At 61.3% G+C, this 23,565-nt stretch carries 21 protein-coding genes and 2 pseudogenes; 13 read left to right on the top strand and 10 right to left on the bottom strand.

Annotated elements, in window-relative coordinates:
- The first annotated feature begins 93 nt into the window (after nucleotides 1-93).
- The 10 genes from G8E03_RS02665 to G8E03_RS02620 all read left to right on the top strand — a co-directional run bounded on the left by G8E03_RS02665 (nucleotide 94) and on the right by G8E03_RS02620 (nucleotide 9,204).
- On the top strand, nucleotides 94-471 hold the full coding sequence (locus tag G8E03_RS02665; RefSeq protein WP_240910401.1) for a Zn-ribbon domain-containing OB-fold protein: 378 nt from the start codon (nucleotides 94-96) through the stop codon (nucleotides 469-471).
- 2 nt (nucleotides 472-473) lie between these two features.
- Complete coding sequence (locus G8E03_RS02660) at nucleotides 474-1,625, top strand: thiolase (protein WP_166188385.1); 1,152 nt, start codon at nucleotides 474-476, stop codon at nucleotides 1,623-1,625.
- A 23-nt stretch (nucleotides 1,626-1,648) separates the two neighbouring features.
- Nucleotides 1,649-2,506 (top strand): MaoC/PaaZ C-terminal domain-containing protein, encoded by an 858-nt coding sequence (locus tag G8E03_RS02655; protein WP_185804109.1) that lies wholly within the window; start codon nucleotides 1,649-1,651, stop codon nucleotides 2,504-2,506.
- Between the two features lie 9 nt (nucleotides 2,507-2,515).
- Nucleotides 2,516-3,652: a CaiB/BaiF CoA transferase family protein gene (locus G8E03_RS02650; RefSeq protein WP_166188383.1), complete on the top strand. Its 1,137-nt coding sequence runs from the start codon at nucleotides 2,516-2,518 to the stop codon at nucleotides 3,650-3,652.
- Nucleotides 3,653-3,714: 62 nt separating this feature from the next.
- A complete protein-coding gene (locus G8E03_RS02645) occupies nucleotides 3,715-4,434 on the top strand; it encodes a transglutaminase-like domain-containing protein (protein ID WP_166188380.1) in 720 nt (239 codons plus the stop codon).
- Complete coding sequence (locus tag G8E03_RS02640) at nucleotides 4,431-4,880, top strand: MaoC family dehydratase (RefSeq protein ID WP_166188378.1); 450 nt, start codon at nucleotides 4,431-4,433, stop codon at nucleotides 4,878-4,880. The genes G8E03_RS02645 and G8E03_RS02640 overlap by 4 nt, the downstream gene beginning before the upstream one ends.
- A 1-nt stretch (nucleotide 4,881) precedes the next feature.
- On the top strand, nucleotides 4,882-5,988 hold the full coding sequence (locus G8E03_RS02635) for an acyl-CoA dehydrogenase family protein (protein WP_240910400.1): 1,107 nt from the start codon (nucleotides 4,882-4,884) through the stop codon (nucleotides 5,986-5,988).
- Complete coding sequence (locus tag G8E03_RS02630) at nucleotides 5,988-7,139, top strand: acyl-CoA dehydrogenase family protein (RefSeq protein WP_166188373.1); 1,152 nt, start codon at nucleotides 5,988-5,990, stop codon at nucleotides 7,137-7,139. The genes G8E03_RS02635 and G8E03_RS02630 overlap by 1 nt, the downstream gene beginning before the upstream one ends.
- Nucleotides 7,140-7,170: 31 nt before the next feature.
- On the top strand, nucleotides 7,171-7,980 hold the full coding sequence (locus G8E03_RS02625; RefSeq protein ID WP_166188371.1) for an enoyl-CoA hydratase/isomerase family protein: 810 nt from the start codon (nucleotides 7,171-7,173) through the stop codon (nucleotides 7,978-7,980).
- Nucleotides 7,981-8,007: 27 nt separating this feature from the next.
- Nucleotides 8,008-9,204 carry a phenylacetate--CoA ligase family protein gene (locus G8E03_RS02620; protein WP_240910399.1) on the top strand — a complete coding sequence of 399 codons (1,197 nt, stop codon included), beginning with the start codon at nucleotides 8,008-8,010 and terminating at the stop codon, nucleotides 9,202-9,204.
- Between the two features lie 136 nt (nucleotides 9,205-9,340).
- Here G8E03_RS02620 and G8E03_RS02615 read toward each other — a convergent pair.
- A pseudogene (locus G8E03_RS02615) lies at nucleotides 9,341-9,690 on the bottom strand (acyl-CoA dehydrogenase family protein); the annotation flags it as partial.
- Nucleotides 9,691-9,752: 62 nt separating this feature from the next.
- Here G8E03_RS02615 and G8E03_RS02610 point away from each other — a divergent pair.
- Nucleotides 9,753-10,370 (top strand): annotated as a pseudogene (locus tag G8E03_RS02610) (IS6 family transposase); the annotation flags it as partial.
- Nucleotides 10,371-10,427: 57 nt separating this feature from the next.
- On the opposite strand, the gene G8E03_RS02605 reads toward G8E03_RS02610, so the two are convergent.
- The 4 genes from G8E03_RS02605 to G8E03_RS02590 form a co-directional block, all read right to left on the bottom strand.
- Nucleotides 10,428-10,763 carry an ABATE domain-containing protein gene (locus G8E03_RS02605; RefSeq protein ID WP_240910396.1) on the bottom strand — a complete coding sequence of 112 codons (336 nt, stop codon included), beginning with the start codon at nucleotides 10,761-10,763 and terminating at the stop codon, nucleotides 10,428-10,430.
- Between the two features lie 375 nt (nucleotides 10,764-11,138).
- Nucleotides 11,139-12,830 (bottom strand): alpha-amylase family glycosyl hydrolase, encoded by a 1,692-nt coding sequence (locus tag G8E03_RS02600; RefSeq protein ID WP_166188366.1) that lies wholly within the window; start codon nucleotides 12,828-12,830, stop codon nucleotides 11,139-11,141.
- Nucleotides 12,827-14,452, bottom strand: coding sequence for an alpha-glucosidase (locus G8E03_RS02595; protein WP_166188364.1), 1,626 nt, complete (start codon nucleotides 14,450-14,452; stop codon nucleotides 12,827-12,829). Before G8E03_RS02595 ends, G8E03_RS02600 begins: the two co-directional genes overlap by 4 nt.
- A 17-nt stretch (nucleotides 14,453-14,469) precedes the next feature.
- The gene (locus G8E03_RS02590) at nucleotides 14,470-14,883 is read right to left on the bottom strand and encodes a hypothetical protein (protein ID WP_166188361.1); all 414 of its coding nucleotides are present in this window, start codon (nucleotides 14,881-14,883) and stop codon (nucleotides 14,470-14,472) included.
- On the opposite strand from G8E03_RS02590, the gene G8E03_RS02585 reads away from it, so the two are divergent.
- Entirely contained in the window at nucleotides 14,878-16,002 is a 1,125-nt protein-coding gene (locus G8E03_RS02585; protein ID WP_166188359.1) for an efflux RND transporter periplasmic adaptor subunit, read from the top strand. The genes G8E03_RS02590 and G8E03_RS02585 overlap by 6 nt on opposite strands.
- Nucleotides 15,999-19,082: an efflux RND transporter permease subunit gene (locus G8E03_RS02580; protein WP_166188357.1), complete on the top strand. Its 3,084-nt coding sequence runs from the start codon at nucleotides 15,999-16,001 to the stop codon at nucleotides 19,080-19,082. Before G8E03_RS02585 ends, G8E03_RS02580 begins: the two co-directional genes overlap by 4 nt.
- 83 nt (nucleotides 19,083-19,165) lie before the next feature.
- Here the strand turns inward: G8E03_RS02580 and G8E03_RS02575 are convergent, their stop codons facing one another.
- From G8E03_RS02575 to G8E03_RS02555, 5 genes are all read right to left on the bottom strand, one after another.
- Nucleotides 19,166-20,374, bottom strand: coding sequence for a metallochaperone AztD (locus G8E03_RS02575; protein WP_240910395.1), 1,209 nt, complete (start codon nucleotides 20,372-20,374; stop codon nucleotides 19,166-19,168).
- 21 nt (nucleotides 20,375-20,395) lie between these two features.
- Nucleotides 20,396-20,662 carry a DUF6525 family protein gene (locus tag G8E03_RS02570; protein ID WP_166188354.1) on the bottom strand — a complete coding sequence of 89 codons (267 nt, stop codon included), beginning with the start codon at nucleotides 20,660-20,662 and terminating at the stop codon, nucleotides 20,396-20,398.
- On the bottom strand, nucleotides 20,659-21,870 hold the full coding sequence (locus G8E03_RS02565) for a GTP-binding protein (RefSeq protein WP_166188352.1): 1,212 nt from the start codon (nucleotides 21,868-21,870) through the stop codon (nucleotides 20,659-20,661). Before G8E03_RS02565 ends, G8E03_RS02570 begins: the two co-directional genes overlap by 4 nt.
- Nucleotides 21,867-22,973 (bottom strand): CobW family GTP-binding protein, encoded by a 1,107-nt coding sequence (locus tag G8E03_RS02560; protein ID WP_166188349.1) that lies wholly within the window; start codon nucleotides 22,971-22,973, stop codon nucleotides 21,867-21,869. Before G8E03_RS02560 ends, G8E03_RS02565 begins: the two co-directional genes overlap by 4 nt.
- Before the next feature lie 164 nt (nucleotides 22,974-23,137).
- Nucleotides 23,138-23,521 (bottom strand): hypothetical protein, encoded by a 384-nt coding sequence (locus tag G8E03_RS02555; protein ID WP_166188347.1) that lies wholly within the window; start codon nucleotides 23,519-23,521, stop codon nucleotides 23,138-23,140.
- Nucleotides 23,522-23,565 lie beyond the last annotated feature (44 nt).

Raw genomic sequence — 23,565 nt, 5'->3', positions numbered from 1 at the left:
AGGTGATGCTAAGGACTTGACGAAATCTAACAAATGTTAGAAATTATATCAACACGCTTACCCGGAAATCCGAAGACGCGAAGGAGACCGCAAGTGCCGAACGCCACCGCACCAGACCAGATTTTTCAGCGCGCACTGGCCAACAATGAAATCCTGCTACCCAAATGCGATGATTGCGGGGCGTTTCACTTCTTTCCCAGGGTTCTGTGCCCGCACTGTCATGGGGCCGCAATCTCGTGGGAACGTGCCAGCGGCACCGGCCGGGTTCATACCACCACTGTCGTGCGGCAAAAGCCCGAACGAGGCGGCGACTACAACGTCTGCGTTATCGAGCTCGACGAGGGTGTGCGCATGATGAGTCGGGTGGAAGGCATCGCGCCCGCAGATGTCGTCATCGACATGCCGGTAACCGCTTTCGTGGGCGAGGCCGAGGGGGCCCCGGCCGTGCTGTTCAAACCGGTGGAGGGATAAGCATGACCAGTGAACTTCGGGGAAAATCCGCGATCGTGGGCACCGGCCATGCCGGTTTTGGTGAGGCGCATGGTCTGACGGCCTATGACGTCATGGCGCAATCGGCGCTTGCGGCGCTTGGCGATGCCGGGCTGAAGCTGTCTGACGTGGACGGGCTGTTCTGCACCATGATGGAAGACAGCATGCCGGCGCTGATGGCGGCCGAATATCTGGGCATCCAGCCACGCTTCATGGATGGCACCATGACCGGCGGCTCGTCCTTCGTGAACTATCTGACATCCGCGACCATGGCGCTGGAGGCCGGTCTGTGCGATGTCGCGCTGATCGTCTATGGCTCCAACCAACGCACGGCCTCGGGCAAGCTGGTGACGGCCTCGCGCCCGCCGGCCTATGAGGCGCCGTATAATCCGCGCTATCCGATTTCCGCATATGCGATGGCTGCGGCACGGCACATGCATGAATACGGCACCACGCGCGAACAGCTGGCGGATGTGGCGGTTTCTGCCCGGGCCTGGGCGCAGCACAACCCCGAAGCGTTCCAGCGCGGCCCGTTGACCCGCGAGGACGTGTTGGGCGCGCGCATGGTCGGGGATCCGCTGACGGTGCGGGATTGCTGTCTGGTGACCGATGGTGGCGGTGCGGTCGTGATGGTCCGGGCCGATCGCGCGCGGGATTTCCCCAAGCCGCCGGTCTATGTGCTGGGCAGTGCTGCCGAAAGCTCTCACAGACAGATTTCGCAGATGAAGGATTTCACCGTGACCGCCGCCCGCGAATCGGGCAAGCGCGCCTTTGCGGCGGCGGGCGTGTCGCCGGAGGATATCCAGGCGGTCGAGCTGTATGACGCCTTCACCATAAACACCATTCTGTTCCTCGAAGACCTCGGTTTTTGTGCCAAGGGCGAGGGCGGGGCCTTTGTCGAAGGTGGACGTATCGCGCCCGGCGGCGTTTTGCCGGTGAATACGAATGGCGGGGGTTTGTCCTGCGTGCACCCCGGCATGTACGGTATCTTCACCATAATCGAGGCGACCCGTCAGATCCGCGGCGACGCGCCCGGTATTCAGTTGAACAATGTCGATCTGGCACTGGCACACGGCAACGGCGGTGTATTGTCCAGCCAGGTCACGGCCATTCTGGGATCGCAAGCCACGCTCTGACGAGGATCAAGGGAGGAAAGATTATGCCATTGGATTTCGAAGCACTTTCAGACTGGGATTTCGAGGAAATCCAGCAGACGCTGACTCAGCGGGATACTATCCTGTACGCGCTGGGCCTGGGATTCGGTGAGGATCCGACCGACAAGAAGGAACTGGCCTTTGTTTACGAGGACGGCCTGAAGGCGGTTCCCTCGATGGCGGTCACGCTGGGATATCCGGGGTTCTGGCTGCGCAATCCAAAGACCGGGGTGAACTGGCAGAAAGTTCTGCACGGCGAACAGTGGCTGGATATCTACAAGCCGCTGCCCGTGAACGCCAACATCATCGGCCGCAGCAAGATCGACTTCATCTCGGACAAGGGTGAGGGCAAGGGCGCCGTCATCTATCAAAGCCGCGAGATCATCGACGCGGACAGCGGTGAAAAGCTGGCGCGCGTCGCGATGTCGGCCTTTTGCCGGGGCGATGGCGGGTTCGGCGGTGAAAACAAGGCGGGCCCGGCCCCCGCTGTGCTGCCTGATCGGGCCCCCGACCATGTTTGCGATATCGAGACGCTGCCGCGTCAGGCGCTGATCTATCGCCTCAGCGGTGATTATAACCCGCTTCATGCGGACCCGGATGTCGCCCGGTCCGTCGGGTTCGACCGGCCGATCCTGCATGGTCTGGCGACCTATGGTCTGGCGGCGCGGGCGATCCTCAAGACGTCTCTCGATTATGATGCCGCCCGGCTTGTCGGGCTGGACGTGCGGTTCTCCGCTCCGGTCTATCCGGGGGAAACCGTGCGGTTCGAAATCTGGGAGGAAGGCGGCGAGGCCCGGTTCCGTGCTTCGGTTCCCGACCGCGACGTGGTGGTCCTGAACAACGGGGCGGCGCGCTTTGCTTAGGGCGAAGGTATGATTCAACCTCTCAAGGATATCATGGTGCTGGATTTCAGCACGCTTCTTCCCGGGCCGATGGCGACTCTCATGCTCGCCGAGGCCGGGGCGGAGGTAATCAAGTTCGAGCGTCCCGGAACAGGCGAGGACGCTCGCGCCACAGCCCCCAGGATCGAGGGTGAGAGCATCGGCTTTGCCGTTTTGAACAAGGGCAAACGCTCCGTTGCCATCGACCTCAAATCAAAGGGCGCTGTCGATGCGCTGCGCCCCTTGCTTGAAAAGGCCGATGTTCTGGTGGAGCAGTTTCGCCCCGGAGTGATGGAGCGGCTGGGGCTGGGATATGAGGCGGTGCGCGCGATCAATCCGCAAATCGTCTATTGTTCGATCACCGGCTACGGCCAGACCGGACCGAAGGCCAGCGTTGCGGGCCATGATATGAACTATGTCGGCGATGCGGGGATTCTGTCGTTGAGCCGGGGGCCTCAGGACCAGCCAACGACACCGTTCGGGCTGGTCGCGGACATTGGCGGGGGCACCTATCCTGCGGTGGTCAACATCCTCCTAGCCCTGATGGCGCGGCAACAGACCAACGAGGGGACTCACCTCGACATTGCGATGTCCGAGGGCGCCTTCGCCTTCGCCTATTGGGCACATGCGCAGGGCGTTATCGCCGGGCAGGATATCGGCAGTGGCGCCAGCCGTCTGACCGGCGGTCTTGCCCGCTACCGGCTCTATTCCGCTTCGGACGGTCGGCAGATCGCGGTGGGCGCGCTGGAGGAAAAATTCTGGCAGGCCTTCTGCGATGTGATCGAACAACCTGAGGAGCTTCGTGACGACTGGAGCGATCCCGCCGCCTGTTCTGCGGAGGTTGCCCGCCGTCTGGCCAGTCAGCCATCGACGTATTGGGCACCGTTGCTGGCGGCGGCGGATTGTTGTTGTTCGGTGGTGAAAACTCCCGCCGAAGCTGCCGCCGATCCGCATTTCAACGCCCGTGGCATATTCGGGCGGAAGCTGAACATTTCCGGTCGGGAGGTCCCCGCCCTTCCGCTGCCGATCGCGCCGGCATTTCGGACGCCTGCGGGTGCTTCCGAACGGGCCGCCGCGCTGGGGGAAGACAATGCCCGCTATGGGCTGGATTCGGGTGGCGCGGAATGAAATTCGTTGACGTGCAGGTATTCAATCAGTAATCTAACACTTGTTAGAAAAGGGAGGACCCAATGGCGGATTCGAAAGATGACCCAACGGCAGATGGCGAACGCTATGACATGCCGGCCCGATTCGTGGAAAGCGACAGCCCCGAGGTGCAGGCTTTCGTGTCTTCCGCATTGCGTGGCCTTCCCGAGGATGCGTCCAGCCGGGACAAGGCGATTCGCCTGTTTGAGGCGGTCCGCGATAACATTCGCTATGATCCCTATTGCTTCGCACTGGATGAGGATTCCTACCGCGCCAGTCGAATTGCCAAGGCGGAAGCCGCGTTCTGTGTGCCCAAGGCGATCCTCCTCGCGGCCTGTCTGCGCGCCGTCGGCATTCCCGCCGCGCTGGGCTTCGCGGATGTGCGAAATCACCTGAATACGCCCAAGCTGCAGGAGCTTATGGGCACCGACCTGTTTATCTATCACGGCTACGTTCAACTGTGGCTGGACGGTAAGCCCTACAAGGTCACGCCTGCCTTCAACATGGAGCTGTGCGACCGGTTCGGCGTCAAGCCGCTGGTCTTTGATGGATATAACGATGCCCTGTTCCACGAATTCGACGAACAGGACCATCGCCACATGGAATATGTGAACGACCGGGGGCTGTATGTTGACGCCCCGATGGAGGAGTTCCTGGTGGCCTTCAGGGAAACCTATCCAAAACTGGAGGAGTTCAACCGCGTGCGCATTGCCAAGGATTCGAGCGGATACGATGCTGGTTTCTCCAAGGAGGGAGCATCTTGAAATATCTCGATGATTTCCACCCCGGCCAGGTCTTTCACTTCCGCAGCGATCCGATGAGCGCGGAGGCGATAAAGTCATTCGCGCAGGAGTGGGACCCGCAACGGCTTCATACCGATGAGGATTATGCCGCCACCGTTCACGGCGGTCTGATCGCGTCGGGCTTTCAGACCATGCTTGAGGTTTTCAAGCCTGTCATGACCGAAATGATGGTCGATGTTGCCAATATCGGGGGCATCGGCTTCGACACGCTGCGCTGGTTGCGACCCGTTCGGCCAAATGAACCCCTCGACGTCGAATTGACCGTGAATTCCATCACTCCGTCCAAGAGCAAGCCCGACCGAGGTGTTCTGCACTATACGCTCAGCGCGAAAAACCCCGACGGCGAAATCGTCTTCACGACCGATACTCCCGTCATGATCCGGCGAAAACAAAATGACACAGACTGATATGCTTTCCAGTGACCAAGAAGACCTTCGCCTGCTGCGTGAAAGCGCGCGCATCCTGTTTGAGCGCGCCGGCGGCAGTGGACGATCCAGAAAATTGCGCGATGCCGGTGGCGGCTGGGACGCAGCCATGATCCGTGAACTGGCGGAGGCGGGCGTTTTCGGCGTGACCGTACCCGAGGAAAACGGCGGCCTGGGCATGGGCCTGGCCGCCGGCGGCGTCATCGCCGAGGAAGTCGGCCGTGTGATTGCCCCCGAACCGGTGGTGGTGACAGTTGGGCTGAGCCTCGGACTTCTGCGCCGCCTGTGCCCCGATCATGAGAAGGTCGGGCAGATTGTTGGCGGTGAAACCGTCCTGGCGGTGGCCTGGCAGGAGCGTGGGCCGAACGGTGGCCCGGCCGAGGCAAGCTGCCGTTATGCGGATGGCAAGCTGACCGGCGGTAAGGCCTGGGTGGTCGGCGCGGACGGTGCCGATGGATTTCTGGTTCTGGCCGAAGGAGATTCCGGGCCGGTTCTCGTGCTCGCGGATGTCAAGGCGAACATGCTTTCCATTGAGAAGAAAACGCAGGCCGATGGCAGTGTCATGGGTGAGCTTTCATTCTCGGAAACCCCGGCGGAACAACTGGCCGAGGGTCCAGCGGTTCAGGACGCGCTCAACGAAGCGGTCAACGATGCCACGGCGCTCGCCGCGGCGGAACTGGTCGGCCTGAGCGATCGCGCCTTTGAAATCACGCTGGACTACATCAAGACGCGGGAGCAATTCGACAAGCCCATCGGTTCGTTCCAGGTCATTCAGCACCGCGCCGTTGACCTTCATGTCATGCGTGAGGTTGCACAGGCGGGCGTGCGCGAAGTCCTGGCTCAGATGGACCACGAAACCGATCCGAAGACACGGGCCCGACTGGCCAGCCGCGCCAAGGCGCGTGCGGTCTCCGCCGCCAAGAAGATCACCCGCGACGCCATCCAGTTGCACGGGGCGGTCGGCTATACCGACGAGTTCGATATTGGACTTTACCTGAACCGGGCGCTGGTGCTCTCGGCCTGGCTGGGCGACGACGCCTATCACCGTCGGGTCTGGTTCGACGCGAGAGAAGAAGAGGGGGCAGCATAATGACCGACTGGAACGCCATGAGCGATGCAGAGTTCCGCAAGGAAGTGCGCCAGTTCTTCGAGGCGGAATATCCCGAAGAGCTGCGCCATCTGCCGCACCGACCGAAATTTGCCGAAATCGAACATTGGCATCGCAAGCTTCACGCCAAGGGCTGGGTCGCACCGGCATGGCCCGCCGAATATGGCGGTATGGGGCTGAGCGCGGCCAAGCTGCTGATCTTCTACGAAGAACAGCAACGTTGGGGCGTGAACCGCGGGCGCGACATGGGTGTGCAGATGGTCGGCCCGCTGATCATCAAGTTCGGCACTCAGGAACAGAAGGACTATTGGCTTCCGCGTATCCTGAGCTGCGAGGACATCTGGTGTCAGGGCTATTCGGAGCCGGGTGCCGGTTCGGATCTGGCCAACCTGCGCACCCGCGCTGAGGCTGACGGCGATGATTTCGTCATCAACGGCCAGAAGATCTGGACGACGATGGCGCATGACGCGACGCATATCTTCATGCTGGTGCGTACCGATCCTGACACGCCCAGAAAGCAGCAGGGCATCAGTTTCCTGCTTGCGCCGATGGATCAGCCCGGCGTTGACGTGCGTACGATCACGACGCTGTCGGGTGAAACTGAGTTTTGCGAGGTCTTCTTCGACAATGCCCGCACGCCGCAGAAAAACCTTGTCGGTGAGCTGAACAAGGGCTGGACGATGGCCAAGGCGCTCTTGAGTTTCGAGCGCATTTTCATCGGTTCCCCGAGCCTGGCCCAGAACGCGCTTGGTCAGCTTGAAAGCTTCGCCCGTGGGCGCGGCGCCTTCGACGATCCGGTTTTCCGGGACCGCTTTGCGCAGGCCGCGCTCGACGTTGAGGATCACGCTGCGCTTTATTCCCGTTTCGCGGATCAGCTAAAGCGTGGCGAAACGCTGGGCGCGGATGTCTCGATGCTGAAAATCTGGGTGACCGAGTGTTTTCAGCGGATCACCGAATTGATGATCGAGGCTGCCGGCCCCGATGGCGGAACGATTGGACCGCTTCAGGTCGGCAATGTCGGCGTGGACGTTCTGTCGAGCTTTTACAAGGCACGGCCAACGACGATCTACGGTGGCTCGAACGAGATTCAACGCAACATCCTGTCCAAGGCCGTCCTCGGACTGCCGGGCTGAACCCATAACAAGATCTAGCAGAGGAAAAAATATGTCTGACCGTTATGCAAAATACAACAAGTTGAAGTTTGACTACCCGGCGGATCGCGTCCTGCGCATCACCTTCGACCGGCCCGAGTCCTTCAACTCCGTCGATGCCGAAACCCACACACAGATGACGGATATGTGGCTCGACGTCGACCGCGACCCCGACATCAACTCCGTGATCGTGACCGGCGCGGGCAAAGCGTTTTCGGCCGGCGGCGATTTCAGCCTGATCGAAAACATGATGGGCAATTCGCATGAGATCATGAAGACGTGGAAAGAGGCCAAGGATCTCGTCTACAACATCATCAACTGCAACAAGCCGATCATTTCGGCCATCAATGGACCGGCTGCGGGTGCGGGCCTCGTCGTGGCGCTGCTCGCGGACATTTCGATCGCTGGAAAGCGCGCGAAAATCGTCGATGGCCACCCGCGCCTGGGCGTGGCTGCTGGTGACGTCGCGGCGATCATCTGGCCGCTGCTGACCTCGATGGCGAAGGCGAAATACTACCTGATGACCTGCAAGCCGGTATCCGGTGAGGAAGCAGAGCGTATCGGTCTGGTCTCCATGTGTGTCGAGGATGACGAGCTGCAGCAGATCGCCCTGGATACAGCAGTCGAATTGGCGAATGGCTCGCAAAGCGCGATCCGCTGGACCAAGTATTCGCTGAACAACTGGCTGCGCCAGGCAGGCCCGATCTTCGATGCTTCGACCGCGCTGGAAATGCTCGGCTTCATGGGCGAAGACGTCAAGGAAGGCGTGCTGTCGCACCGCGAGAAGCGCGCGCCGAACTTCCGCAAGGACTGCCCGCTTTAAAACCCGAATGGACTGGGAGGCATAGACATGGCTGATGATATCTACAAAGACATAGCTCAAGCCTATGCCGCCGGGGCTGAAAAAGCTCCGGGTCTGAAATCACGCTTTACGGCGGCCGGATTCGATCCGGCCGCCGTAAGGTCGCTGGAAGATCTGACTCGCCTGCCGGTGATGAAGAAGGAAGAGCTGCTGAAGATCCAGCGGGACAATCCACCCTTCGGCGGGTTCCTCGCCTCTGATCTGAAGGATATCGGGCGCATCTATGTGTCGCCCGGCCCGATCTTCGAGCCGGCCCTTTCGGGCAGCGCCGGACACGGTCTGGAAATGCTGTTCAAATCGGCCGGTGTGGGCGCGGGGGACATCATCCTGAACACCTGGATGTACCATCTTGTGCCAGCCGGGCTGCTGTTTGACGAGGCGGCACAGGCCGCTGGTGCCACGGTCATTCCGGGAGGTGTGGGCAATACCGAACTGCAGGCCCAGATCATCGTTGAAACTGGCGTTACTGCGATCTGCGCCTCGACGGCCTTCTTCCTGACACTGGCTGACAAGGTGATTGAAACCTATGGTCGCGACGCATGGAAGGTGAAGACTGCCTTCCTCGGCGGCGAAATGGGCGACTGGATGTCCAAGCGGCGCCGCATCGAAGCCGATTATGGCGTGTCCACCTGGGCCGCCTATGCCACCGCCGATCTGGGCCTTGTCGCCTGTGAGGATGGCGGCGAGGGCTATGTGGTCCACCCCGACCGCGTGGTTCAGATCTGCGATCCGGTCAGCGGTGCGATGGTCGCTCACGGTGAACCGGGTGAGGTTGTGGTTACCGCGCGCGACGCCGCATGGCCGATGATCCGGTTTGGCACAGGCGACAGCGCCTTTGCACTGGAAAGCAACGAGGATGGCAGCGTCAGCCGCATCTCTGCCTTGCAGGGGCGGGTCGGTGCGGCCGTCAAGGTGCGTGAGATATTCGTCTATCCACGGGTGGTCGAGGAGGTCGTCATCGCCACCCCGGGAGCCAGGGCCGCGCAGGCCGTGGTGACGCGTGAAAACGATCGGGACATGATCCGCCTCGTCCTGGTGTTGGAGGATGGCGCCGACGTTTCTACTGCGGAAGCTGCCGCTGCCGAGGCATTCAAGCTGCATGCGAGGATCCGCGTGGACGGCGTGAGCGTGGTGACCGAGCTGCCCGAGAATGCGGAACTGCTCGTCAACAACAAGGACGTGTGACGTCAGCAATATTTCCCGCGACGCTTTCACGGAGGGGCGGCTGGGACGGCTTGCAGCTGCCCGCCGATCTCGCTCACCGCGATTCAAGATTGTGGCTGATGAACGGCTCGGATCGACAGCTCTATCAACCTGCTGGGGCGGGGATTTCGAGGTTGTCGAAGAACACTTCAATTGTCTCATGCCCGGGCATGTTTGCGCCGGGCGGACCTCCATGTCATTGCCGATGGCCTCTTTCAAATCGACCATAAAGATCGACAGGCCCTGGGACTTCTTCTTGACCTCATTCAACTGAGTGGTGCGCGCCAGCAGGATCATCAGGTCCGAATGCTGGATACGGCTAATCCAGACCTTCTGGCCGTTGATTACATAGCGATCACCCTTTTTGCCCGCCGTCGTCTTGAGCTTGGTGGTGTCCGTGCCGGTGGTCGGCTCGGTCACCGCCATGGATTGCAACCGCAGCTCCCCGCTGGCGATGCGGGGCAGGTATTCCGGGACTGTTGCATTAAAACATGCGAGCTTTCCACTCTTTGGCTTTTGAGGCCGCCCCGTATCAGGACGTGGTGGAACTGCTGGCAGAGCGCGGCATACTGGTCGACCGATCAATCGTGTATCGCTGGGTTCAGAAGTTTGGCCCGGAACTCACCAAGCGAATAGAGAAGTATTTGCGGCCGACCAGCGTCGATTGGCACGTTGACGAGATCTACATCCGTGTCGGCGGGAAATGGCGATATCTGTGGCGCGCTGTCGATGCGAACGGTCAAATGGTCGACTTCCTCCTCACCGCGCGGCGGGATGCAAAAGCCGCCAAAGCCTTTCTGAACAAGGCATTTGCGCGCGTCCGTTTACCCCGACCCATCATAATCGTGATTGACAAGGCGCAGGCTTATCGTCGCGTCATCCGCGAAATCAATCATCAGTATGATCCGCATTTTGATAGCATTCGACACATCGACAGAAAGTGGCGCAACAATCTGATATAGAGTGATCATGCAGCCATGAAGCGGCTGCTCAGCTACCGTCAAAGTTTTCCATCCTTGCTCTCGGCCAAAGCGACCCTCGGCGGGAGCGAGACAATGCGAACCATCAAACGCGGTCACATCCACCACAAACAGCCGGGTGTTTTGGGCGAAATCCAGTTCATCAGAAAACTCTTCGAAGCCGCATAATCCAGGCATCCACCCAAGCGATCAATCAACCTTGATCAATTAGTGCAATAATCCCATTTAGACAGCTCTCAAGTTCCGCTCGATGAATGTTCTCTTCTTTGGGCGCGAATGATCCACGAAATAAATAGAGCAGTCTTCCCCTGCACATAACTTGACTTTAGCGAAGTCGTCGCCCGTGAAGAGATCAATTGCATCCCGTGCAATCATGCCGAATACGGCTGAAGCGTCGAGGTCATCGTTTTCTTTCAATGCGTTTCCCGTCCTGCCCAATTGCACTACGGGAGGCGGCAGGGCTGCAAAATCATTCACAACTTCGATATCCGGAGGGACGGGCGATTTGCCGGAAAGTGCCCTCCGACATGCCGTGCTTGCCGCACTTCGCACCCGCTTCATGCTCCGAAAGGGTGCCGATGATCTGGTCGCCCGTAAATCTCGTTCGCTTCATAGTCCGTCCTCAAGTTGGATCAGACTCTAATCAATGGTGGAGGAAAAATCTCGTGGCAGGTCACCACAGCGCAACGACAAGGGTGGCCATTCCTTCATTGCACCGGCCCTTCTGGCCGGCTGCGGGTGAAGTGAGAAGTCGAGACATTGACTCATGACGGGTTCCGTTTCTTTCACCAGCCGCCAACCGCATCAGAGGCGCGTAGATGATGTTCCATGTTCGAGTTAACAGCTGTCAACTTTCTAAATTCTTTGTCGTTTTCAGCGGATGCGGGGTGAATGTGAGATTGGGGGCGCTGCGGTTTGGGTCCGCGCTCGCCCGGTTCAGTCCGTCGAGGTTGCGGCAAAGCTTAGTCCGGGCAGGTGAATGCCCTTTGCATCCTGCCGGGCGGTGGAGTGGGGAAACGCGATCAGCTTGCCGGGGCAGGGGTAGAAACGCTCTTCGAGGCTGAAATTCGCCAGGAAGGTGATCGCCCGGTTGTCGCCGTGCCGCTCTATTGCGATGATCGGCACGGTGTCGGCGTCGCAAACGACCTCGCCCCCCCAGCGCAGGAACGCGTGCTCCTTGCGCCAGGCCATCAGCGCGCGAAAGAACGACAGGACGCTGTTTTCGTCATGCTCCTGCTTGTCCACGGCCAGGAGCAGATGCTCCCTCGGGATCGGCAGCCACGAGGACTTTCCATCGGTAAAGCCGCCCCTCTTGAGGTCGTGCCGCCACGGGAAAGGGGTGCGCACGCCATCACGCCCCGCGAAATCGGGATAGAGGTTGATGCCCCACGGATCCTGAAGGTCCTCGAAGTCCAGCTTCGGTTGCGGCAGGCCCAGTTCCTCCCCCTGAAACACGATGGCGCCGCCCCTCAGCGTGGCCTGAAGAAAGAGCAAAAGCTTGGCACCGGCGTCGCGCTGGCCGGCATCCTCGGCAAATTTGGTGAGGTTCGAGACCGCGCGCTCCGAATCGTGATTGGTCATCACGTTCAACAGCCAGCCGGAGTTGATGAATCTGGAGCGAACGCGCAGGGTCTCGACCCATCGCCGGATCGACTTGCCCTTTTGGATCAGATCGAAATCGTAGACGGCGTGCAGGCGGTTCTGGCCGCCGGTGTATTTCACGGCCAGACGCGAGGTGTCCACGTCCGCCAGCTCCCCTATCAGGGCGAATTCCGGGTGGCCGTCGGTCAGCTCCTTGCGAAACCGCTCGATGATCGACATGCCGAACGGAAGATCGCGGTCGAACAGATGTTCCTGCCGGGCGAAGGGATTGTTCGGGCCGCCGCCCAAGGCCACATCGTCCGTCTGCGTGACGCGCGCGGGGTTGGAGCGCAGCGCCTCGTCCCAGCACAGGCATTGCACCGCATCCAGCCGGAACCCGTCGATCCCCAGATCGCGCCAATAGGCCATCGCGTCGATCACGGCCTGCAACGTATCCTCGTTGCGCAGGTTCAGCGCGGGCTGGCAGGTCAGGAACGGGTGGTAATAATACTGGCTCCGCCGGGGTTCCCACGTCCACGCCGGCCCGCCAAACGAGGACAGCCAGTTGTTCGGCGGCGTTCCGTCGGCAGAGGCATCCGCCCAGACGTACCAGTCGGCATGATCGTTGTCCTGCGAGGCCCGGCTGTCGCGGAACCATTTGTGTTCGTCCGACGTGTGGCAGGGGATGAAATCGGCCAGCACGCGCAACCCGCGATCATGCGCCTCCTCGATCAGTTCCAGCAAATCCTCGATTGTGCCGAACCGGGGGTCGATCGCGCGCAAGTCGCTGACATCGTAGCCAAAATCCTTTTGCGGGGACAGATAGAACGGGGCCAGCCAGATACCATCCACGCCCAGCCCTTGTATATAGTCGAGCTTCTCGATCACCCCTCGCAGGTCGCCGATCCCGTCGCCGTTGCTGTCGCGAAAGCTGCGCAGATAGATCTGATAGAAGACAGCACCGCGCCACCAGTCGCGCGCATCGAAGGTCGGTTGCCCGCCACGCAGGATTGCGTCCGCCAGAAGGATATCGCGCCCGCCGGTCATTCCGTCGCCCCGAACCACGCGCCGAAGGCCGGGATTTCCAGCATGCCGTTGCGGTGAATGGCCGTGAAGCCATGCCCGGTGATCGGCGTTCCGCAGAAATCCTCGGTACATTCGTGCACGACCTCGTCGTTCGACAGGTTGAGGATGCAGATGATCGACCGGCCCTCGCCGCTGCGCCGGATGCCCAGCAATGGTTCGGGCAGGTCGAGAAAGCTCATGCTGCCTTGCAGCAGCTCGGGCTGTTCGCGCCGCCATTTCAGGAACGTGCGCACCCGGTTGAGCGGTGAGCCGAGGGTCACCTGCTGCACATCAACGGCAGATATCTGATGCGGTTCGACCACCGGCAGCCATGGCTCGGCCTCGGAAAAGCCTGCATGGGGGGTGTCCCTGTTCCATGGCATCGGGGTGCGCGCGCCGTCGCGGCCCTTGTATGCCGGGAAGAATTCGCGCCCGTAGGGATCGCGAATGCGGTCATAGGGCAGCTGTGCCTCGGGCAGGGACAATTCCGCCCCCTGATAGAGGCACGAGGCCCCGCGCAGCAACGTCATCGCCGCTGTCAGGATCGGCCCTGCCTCGGGGTTACGCTCCAACCCCAGACGGGTCAGGCTGCGGGTGAAGTCGTGATTGTCCAGCGCCCAGCACGGCCAGCCGTCACCGTCGCCATATCCCAGTTCGCGGGCCGTATCGCGAAACAGCGCTGCGCTGACCTCCTCAGAGCCGAGAAGCCAGTAGCCATAGGCGATGTGAAGGCGATGCCCGGCGGTGTAGCTTTTGTGCAGTTCCTCGCCGTCCTCCTGATTGAGTTCGCCCAGAAGGATTCTGTCATCGTATGTGTCGCAAAGGGCGCGCAACCGTTCGAGAAATTCCAGATTTTCGGGCCGCCCGATATCGTATTTGTGCGCTTGCATGGAATAGGGGTTGAACATGAAATGCGCGCCCTCCGGCTGGACCGGATTGGGGGGGTTGTCGCGCAGTTCGCGGTCGTGAAAGTAGAAGGCACACACGTCCAGCCGGAACCCGTCCACCCCCAGATCCAGCCAGAACCGGCAGGTGTCCAGCACGGCCTGCTGCACCTGCTCGCAATGATAGTTGAGGTCGGGTTGCTGGCGCAGGAAGTTGTGCAGGTAGTATTGCCCGCGACGCGGTTCCCACTGCCACGACGGACCGCCAAAGACCGACAGCCAGTTGTTCGGCGGGCCGCCTGTCTGCGTCGGGTCGGCCCAGACATACCAGTCGGCCTTGGGATTGTCGCGGTCCTGACGGCTTTCGAGGAACCAGGCGTGTTGATCGGAGGTGTGCGACAGCACCTGATCCATCAGCACCTTCAGCCCGCGCTGATGCGCGGCGTCCAGCAATTGCCGGAAATCGTCGAGTGTTCCGAACAGCGGATCGACCGCCAGATAATCCGATACATCATAGCCGAAATCGAGCATCGGGGACGCGACGAACGGCGATATCCAGATCGCGTCCACGCCCAGATCGGCGATGTAGTCCAGTTTGCGCGTGATGCCGCGCAGGTCGCCAGTCCCGCTGCCGGTCGTATCCAGATAGCTGCGGGGGTAAATCTGGTAGATGACAGCGCCTTTCCACCAGTCGGGTTTCCTGTTGCCATGATCGGTCATGAATACCTCCATCTCAGCTAGAACAACGCGCAGGATCGGGAAGTTCCGATCCGCATGGCCCGAAGTGATGGCATTCCACCCGAGGATGGCGGAATACGCAGAAAGAACAGCGTGCTGGCGCTGTTCAGAATATCCAGTATCAGCCGAACTGCGGGCAGGGCGTTGATCCGCGTCAGCCGGGTTTGGCAAGGAAATTGTCCTTTGGTGAGAATAATCCAAATCGGCGCGACGGAATGGGATTGGATGATCGTATAAGAAAAAGCGTGAACACCTTTGGGGGCCAGACCATCAATCCCTGAGTTGATGAGCCCTAAGCTGATGAAAGCTGGCCTGGCGTCCCCACTCTCGGCGCGATGGTGTTTGACTGAGCAAAGATTACGATAACCTGTCCGGATGGACAGCGCCCCTGAGGAGCCGAGAAGCCAGTGCAAAAATCATTCTTCGCCATCTTATCCCTCGTCATCATTGCAGGCGCCTATGGCATCGCTTTCGGTGTTCCCGAGCAGGTCAGCCAATTCTGGGGGGCAAGCACGACCGAAACGGCCAGTGCCCCACAGCCCGCACGAACCGGGCGGCAGGGGCAGGGGCGCGCGACGACGGTGGTTCTGACCCCGCTGGAGGCGCGGGCCTACACCCTCGTTCTGCGAACCGTCGGCAGTGCTGTCTCACTTCACCGCACCGAAGTTACCGCGACGGATGCGGGCGAGGTGGTCGAGACTGCGTTGCATGCCAACCAGATGGTGGAAAAGGGTGATGTCCTGTTGCGTCTGGATGATCGCACGCAACGGCTGGCGCTGGAGATCGCACAGGCCAACCGGGATCAGGCGCAGGCCACCGTCACCCGCTATGAGGGGCTGCGCAGCAATGGCAGCTCGATCGTGACGGACGTGGCATTTGCCGACGCGCGCATTGCCTTGCGTCTGGCCGAAGCCAATGTCGGACTGGCCGAGGTCGCGCTGGATGACCGAACGATAACCGCCCCGATTTCGGGCCAATTGGGGCTGAGCGATGTCAGCGTCGGGGATCGTGTGTCGAGCGGGGATGCCATCGTCACGATTGATGACAGCACCAGCCTGCTCGCCACATTCGAGGTGCCCGAACGCTCCATCGGTCTGTTGAGCGAAGGCAAGCGGGTTTTCGTCTCCACACCGACTTATGCGGGCCGGATTTTCGAGGGTGAGATCACCGCCTTTGACAGCCGCCTCGACAGCGTGACGCGCAGCGCCACCGTGGAGGCGGAGATCGACAACCCCGACGGATTGTTGCTGGCCGGCATGACCTTTGCCATCCGCATGACCGAAGACACCGATGCCTTGCCCGTCGTGCCTGCAACGGCAATCACCTGGGATCGCACCGGCGCTGGGGTCTGGATCGTCGAGGAAGGCCGCGTCCGCCGCGTGGCCGTTACCATCCGCTACCGCGAGGGGGATCAGGTCTGGGTTGAGTCAGATGCCCCCCTGGGCGCGCAGATCGTGGCCGAGGGGGCATCGAAGCTGCGTGAGGGCGCGCAGGTCACTGATGCCAACGCACGCAGGGGATCGGACGCATGAGTCTGGAAAAACGAGCGCACAAGGCCGGGTTCGCCGATATCTTCGTTGCGCGGCCGATTTTCGGGATCGTGCTGAACCTGCTGATCATCATCGCCGGGCTGGCGGCGCTCGGCAGTGTGGACATCCGCGAAATGCCCGATGTGGACCGGCCCGTCCTCTCCGTCAGGACCAACTATGACGGCGCGGTGGCAAGTACGGTGGACACCGAAGTCACCCAAGTGCTCGAAGATGCGCTGAGCGCGCTTGAGGGGATGGCCTATATCGAGTCCACCTCCAGCGCGGGGTCCAGCCGGATCACCATCGACCTGTCCGACGGCACGGATGTCAACGTCGCCGCAAACGAGACGCGGGAGATCGTGTCGGGCACGCTGCGGTCCCTGCCGGATGATATCGACGATCCCAGCGTCAGCAAGAGTGACAGCAACGCCGATGCGATCATTCGCCTTGCCCTGCTGGGGGATGCCAGCCTCGACACGCTGACCTATCTGGCTGAAAACACGGTATATGAACGCCTCTCGCTGATCGACGGCATTGCGGAGGTGACGGTGCGCGGCGACCGTGCCGATGAATTCAGGGTGGCGGTGAACATGCCCTCGCTGATGAGCCGCGGTCTGACCATCTTTGACGTTTCCGCCGCGCTGGCGCAGTTGCGTGATGACACGGCCCTTGGCGAGCTTACGAGTGAATCCCAGACGCTGTCACTGCGGGTGGGCAACGAGGCCGTCGCGGTGGAGACCATAAACCAGCTGCCGATCAACGACACGACCCGCGTCGCGGATGTCGCCTTTGTCCAGCTGATCCCCGAGGATGCGAACGTTCTCACCCGCGTGAATGGGGAAACCGCCATCAGTCTGGATATCACCCGGCAATCGGTTGGCAATACGCTGGAAATCTCCCGCGAGGTGGCTGTCGCGGTGGATGAATTGCGCGAACAATTGCCCGAAGGCGTGCAACTGCTGGTCACCTCGAACGACGGTATCTTTATCGAAGGGTCGATCAACGAAGTCGTCAAATCCATCCTCATGGCCACCGGCATCGTGGTCGCCGTGATCTTTCTGTTCCTGCGCTCCCCCCGGGCGACGTTGATCCCGGCGGTCACGATCCCGGTGGCGCTGATCGGTACGCTGGCCGCGATCTGGCTGACCGGGTTTTCCGTCAACACGATCAGCCTGCTCGCGCTGGTTCTGGCGACGGGCATGGTGGTGGATGACGCCATCGTCGTGGTTGAGAACATCGTGCGCAAGCGCAAGTCGGGCATGGGGGCCTTTGCCGCCGCTGCATCGGGCACCAACGAGGTTTTCTTTGCCGTCATTTCCACAACGGCAACGCTGGCTGCGGTGTTCATACCGATTTCGTTCCTGCCCGGTCAGGCGGGGGGTGTCTTTTCGGAATTCGGCTTCGTGCTCGCCTTCGCGGTGACGCTGTCGTCGATCACGGCGCTGACCCTCGCGCCGGTTCTGTCAGCCCTGCTGGACCCCGGAAAGACGCAGGTCGAGGCGGGGCAAACGGAACCCGGGCCCATGTCCCGCGCCTTTGACCGCGTGATGGATTTCGCCATTCGCACGCCCCTGCTGGTCGTGTCGGTCGCCATCGGTTTTGCCATCATCGCCATGGGGGCCGCGATGACGCTGCCCTCGACTGTCACGCCCGAAGAGGACCGGGGTTTCTTTCTGGTGCAGGCGCGGGGTGCCTCGGACACGACGGTCGATTACCTCGACACGCAGGTGCTGTTGGTGGAGGATATTCTGGCGCCGTATCAGGAGAGCGGCCAGATCGAGACGGTGCAGAGCATCATCGGCGTCGGCGGCGGAACCAGTGCCTTTATCGTCGTCCGCCTGCCGGACTGGTCGGCGCGCGACGTAACCCAGCAGGAGCTGATCGCCCAGATCAGCGGTCGTCTCGCCTCGGTCCCCGGGGTGCAGGTCAGCGCGCGGTCTACCAACAGCCTCAACATTCGGGGCGCGGGCGGCGGGTTGAGCTTCGCGGTGACGGGCACGAACCTCGCCAATATGACCGAAGCCGCAGATGCCCTTGCGGCGGCGATGTCGCAGGACGCTACGTTTCTGAACCCGCAACTGTCCAACAACAGTGTCAATGCGCAGTTGGAAGTGACCGTCGATGACAGCGCCGCCGGCGATATGGGGCTGAACAGTTCGGATGTTACCGCCCTGATCCGCGCCATGGTGCAAGGGGATGTTGCTGTCAGCGTCTTTGCCGATGATGTGGAAACGGACGTCAACGTCCTGCCCGGCGGGCCGCCGATCGACGATCCGCCCGATATCGCGTCCATGTCCATCCGCCTCGACAATGGCGCGTTTATCCCGCTATCTGCGGTCGCTTCGCTGGATATGGTGGTCAGCGACGCGCAGATCCAACGTCTGGGCGGGGCGCTGTCCGTCGCGATGCAGGCAAATCTGGGGGAGGGTGTGGACCTGTCGAGCGCGATGGCTAGGGTGCTTGCCATATCCGACCAGGTTCTGCCCGACGGCATGGGCATTACCTTCACCGGAGAGGCCGCGACGCTCGACGATTCTCAAGGCGACATCTACATGGTTTTCGGCGTGGCGCTGATCGTCGTGCTTCTGGTGCTCTCGGCACAGTTTGAGAGTTTTGCCAGCGCGGTTGTTATCATGATGACGGTGCCCTTCGGCCTTGCCGCGGCGCTGCTGGCGATCTCCATGACCGGCGGTTCGCTGAACTATTACAGTCAGATCGGCCTGGTGATGCTGATCGGGGTCATGGCGAAGAACGGCATCCTGATCGTCGAGTTTGCAAATCAGCTGCGTGAGGCGGGTGAGGATATCGACACCGCCATCCGAAGCGCGCTGCGCCTGCGGATCCGCCCGGTGATGATGACGATGATCTCAACGGTCTTCGGGGGGTTGCCCTTGATCCTGACCTCGGGCGCGGGGGCGGAGGCGCGCATCGCCGTGGGCTGGGTGATCGTGGGCGGTCTGGGTTTTGCCACGGTGTTTACCCTGTTCCTGACACCGGTCTTCTATCGCTGGATCGCGGTCTGGGACGCCGCGCCCGGCGGGGCCGCGCGCAGGCTGAAGTCAGAGGCAGAGGCGCGCGTGTAGGGCCGGGGCCTTGCACGACAGGGATCGCAGGGGAATATCTGTTTTGGCGCGCGCCTGCGAAGGGGCGCGCGCCAGACTGGCCCTCAGTGTGTGAGGCCGCTGCCGCCGACCGCAATCACGTTGTACGGAATGCCTTCGACTGCGATGGTTTCGATCTCGGCGAGGTCTTGCGTGTCGATGACGCGCAGGGCTGCCTCCAGCGGATCGGTCAGGATCAACCGGTCATGCGCCAGACTCATCCGGGGCCGCGGATCGCGCCAGTGGCCGTCCATCGAATAAGGCTGGGTGATCTGCGCGCTCTGCTCGATCTGGGCCGATAGCATGTTCAGCCGGTGAAGCGATCCGTCCTCGGTAAAGATGTAGGCCATTCGCGGATCGGCAGGATCGAGGATGAAATCGACCTCGCGAAAGGGCAACTCGACGCGAGTGAAATATGGCTCCGTCACGGGATCGACGATCACGACCGAGGTTCCGTCATAGTCGCCCAGAAAGATCTGCATCGCCTTCGCGCCCAGCAGGAAACCTGTGCTGTCCTCGGGGAAGTTATCGGGGTAGGGCAACATCGTGAACGCATCCGGCCCACCCGTCGTGTCATGTGCGATCACCCCCTCCTTGCATCCGGCCAGCAGGAAACTGCCCGAGAACGCTTCCCCATGCAGGTCAGTGCAGATGTGCGCCTCGCCCATTGGGGTGCCGTCGGCGGCAAAACTTCCGATACCGATGCGAGGCGGCGCCTTGCCTTCTTCCATCGGCTCCTCCGTCGCGATGGAGCTGACGAAATAGTCGCCCATATCTGCCACAAAACCATGATGTGCGACGTTCATCGGGACCATTTGTTCCGCAAGGTCGCCCTCTAGAACCGCCCTCTCTTCGAGAATGGATGCGTAGCCGCCCCTGTCGAAGGTGATCGCAACCGAACCGCTATGATTGACGACATGAAATGGACGTGGTCCCTCGATCATGCCGAGATGGCCCGGCTCGGACAGCTCGATATCTGCATGGCCGCCATGCTTGGCAATGGCCAGTCCGCTTTGCAGAAAATCGACCTGTTCGTTGTCCGATTGCACGGCGATGACCAGAGCCTGATCCGCCGTCGAATAAAGCTTCGCCGGTCCGGCCAGATCGAACGTCCAGCGTTCTTCCGGGTCGTCGAGGTCAATGGCCGAAACGGTCGGTGACGTGTGGTCTGCCACGAACAGACGCCAGGCAACGGCCTCGTCGTCGGCAAAGGCAGGCGTGGCCATTGCCGCGAGTGCGCCAAGCAGGGCAGTAGGTAGTCTGGGACGGTTCATGTTCTTTTCCTTTGGTGCTGATCAGGAATTCGCAGGACCCGATTGCGTGAGCCGATCGCGGGAGAGGGTCTTTCGCTGCGCCCGGTCAAGACGGGCAATTGCCGCCACCTCACCGTCACCCCTTGCAAGTGTTGCAAACCAGATACGGCGGCAGGATGCGGGCGACCAAGGTAACGTGGCCTCGGCTAGCCAGCGGCGCAGCACTGGCGGCAGCGCGTCGTAGGTGGTCATCGGATCGACGGTTCTTTGGCGACGCTTCAGGGTTGTCTGGCCAAGATTCCGCTTCATGCCGCGTCCTCAACCCGCCGCCAGCCGGGGAACGGATCGGGCAGATTTGGCAGCGTCTCGACCGTGTTTCCTGCGCCTTCGGGCAGCAGCGCCGCGTCCAGTCGTGCCTTTAGCTTGGCCCAGTCGATGCCGGCACCGATGAACACGATTTCCTGCCGACGGTCGCCCCATGGCTCCTGCCATTGCGCGGCAAGATAGGCTTTGCCGCTCTCATTGTCGGGCCAGCGTTCACGCGGGACCGTTGCCCACCAGTTGCCCAGCGGCTTGACCGAAGACAGCGCACCGGCCAGCGAGAATTCGGCCACCCAATCAGGTCGCGTCGCCATCCAGAAATGGCCTTTCGCGCGGATCACGCCCGGCATTTCGTCGGTCAGCACGGCGTGAATAGCCTCGGGTACGAAGGGTTGGCGCGCGCGATAGACGTAGGAGGCCACGCCGTATTCCTCGGTTTCGGGCACGTGGTCGGCAAAGCCGTATAGCTCTTTGGCCCACATCGGGTGTTCGTGGGCCTTCTGAAAATCGAACAGCCCCGTATCTAGGATCGCGGACGCAGGCACGTCCGAATGCGACGTCTCGATGATGCGGGCATCGGCATTCAGGCTGCGGATGATCTTGCGCGCGGCGTCCACCTGATCGTGCGTCGCATCCGCGATCTTGTTGAGGATCACGACGTCCGCAAACTCAATCTGTTCGACCAGCAGGTCCACCAATGTGCGCTCATCGCCCTCGCCAGATGTATCGCCCCGGTCGCGCAGGAAATCATGGCTGGAGTAGTTGCCCATCAGGTTTACCGCGTCCACCACCGTCACCATCGTGTCGAGCCGCGCGACGTCCGACAGGCTCTGCCCCTCGGCATCGCGGAAATCGAAAGTGGCGGCGACGGGCAGCGGTTCTGAAACGCCGGTGGATTCAATCAGCAGCGTGTCGAACCGGTCTTCCTCGGCCAGGCGGCGAACCTCGACCAGCAGGTCGTCGCGCAGCGTGCAGCAAATGCAGCCGTTGGACATTTCGACCAAGGTTTCTTCGGTGCGGCTGAGGTCGGTGTCGGCACGCACGAGATCGGCGTCGATATTCACTTCGGACATGTCGTTCACGATGACCGCCACCCGTCGTCCGTCGCGGTTGTTCAAAACGCGGTTCAGCAGGGTGGTCTTGCCGGCGCCCAGAAAGCCGGAAAGCACGGTTACGGGCAGTTTTTCATTTTTCATGCAGGGTCCTCGGAACGAAGAGTGTCGGTTGTTTCAGGAATCCGCGCGCGCAGCATGTCGAGACTGCGCACCAGTTCGGGGCGCGTCATGTCGCGCGCGATCACGACGATGCGCGAGCGTCGGTCGCCGCCTGGCCAATCGCGCATCGGCACGGGCGGATCGAACACATGCTGAACACCGTGAAAGACGAAGGGCGCCTCGATACCTTCGATGAACACGATGCCTTTCACGCGCAGGATGTCTGGTCCGCGTAATACGATCAGCGTATCGAGCCAGAGGTCAAAGGCGGCACCGGGGATGGGATCGTCCAGAACGATGGAGGCCGAACCTATTCGCGCGTCATGCGGCGACAATGTCGCGTCTGGGGTGGATTGCGCCGGGGCGAGACCGGACAGATTCGCGAGCGGATCGGGAGCGGGGTCGCGGGGAGTAAGCCAGCTCAGCGTCTGCTGCGGTGTCGCTGTATTTCGCAGACCGCTCAGGTTCCACAAGGCCCCGGCCGGAAGGTCCCCGTGATCGGCGCGCAGCAGGCGTGCCGTCGGATTGAGCACACGCAGCCTTGCCTCGAAGGCCTCTGTCGTCGCGGCCGAGACGAGTTCGGTTTTGCTGAGCACCAGCAGGTCCGCCATCGCAATCTGCGACACGGCTTCGAACTGTCTGTCGAGCGTATCAGGCCCCGTTGCGGCATCGGCGACCGTCACCACGCCATCCATACGCACATTGCGCGAAAGATAGGGATCGACCAGCAGAGTTTGCAGGATCGGGCCGGGATCGGCCAAGCCTGTCGTCTCGATTATCACCCGCTCGAAAGCAATGTCGCCTGCTTGTCGGCGGTTGATCAGGTCCGCCATCGTGCGCGTCAGATCGCCACGAACCGAACAGCACAGACATCCCGATTGCATCAGGATGATTTCTTCGTCTACTGCCTCGATCAGATCGTGATCCAGGCCAGCCTCGCCAAACTCATTCACGATGACGGCAAGTCCGGGTCCGGCTTTCGCGCGCAGAACCGAATTCAGAAGCGTGGTTTTTCCCGCGCCGAGAAACCCCGTCAGCACCGTGACGGGCAAGCGTGTGTCGGTCGGTGGAGCGGCAGAGGTCATTTCAGGGCGGTCCAGGGCTAGGTGATTCGAGATATGTTATAACGTAACATTCACCACGCGAAAAGGACAAGTCACAGCATGCTCTGCCCCCGGCGCGGGCTGGTCCAAACGGGGCAGTTCATCGAATTCCATCTCACGGCAGGACGTGATGCGAAAGCCAAGGCCTAACGCAGGCCATGGAAAACGTCCGTCTCTACCGGCCCGTTCCATTTGCACAGACATGGGGCGCCGGATATCGGAAGGTGATCCACGATCTGAACGGCCGCTACGATCCCCACTTCGACAGCATACGGCACACTGATCGGAAGTGGCGGAATAACCGGATCGAAAGCGAGGGTCCTCCCTCGCATCTCCAGCGTTCGTGCGATGGTCCCCCGCATATCCGCCAGACGGTTGCTCTGCTCTCCAAGCGTGATCGCGTGGCGCAAAGGTTCCAGCAGGAGAGAGTGCTGACCGAGCGTTGCGCTCAGCGTCACGCCGTCGCGGATTGCGGCGATACTCGTGGAAATATCCACGCGCAGCGCCGGATTGCCGATTGCACTTTGCACCAAACGCAGCCCTTCCATCAAACCCGCGCCGCCGTCAGCGCGAC

This window comes from Pontivivens nitratireducens (assembly GCF_011290545.1).
GTDB classification, from domain to species: Bacteria; Pseudomonadota; Alphaproteobacteria; order Rhodobacterales; family Rhodobacteraceae; genus Pontivivens; species Pontivivens nitratireducens.
Note: the sequence above shows the minus strand (reverse complement) of the source record. Positions and strands in the feature narration are given on the sequence as shown.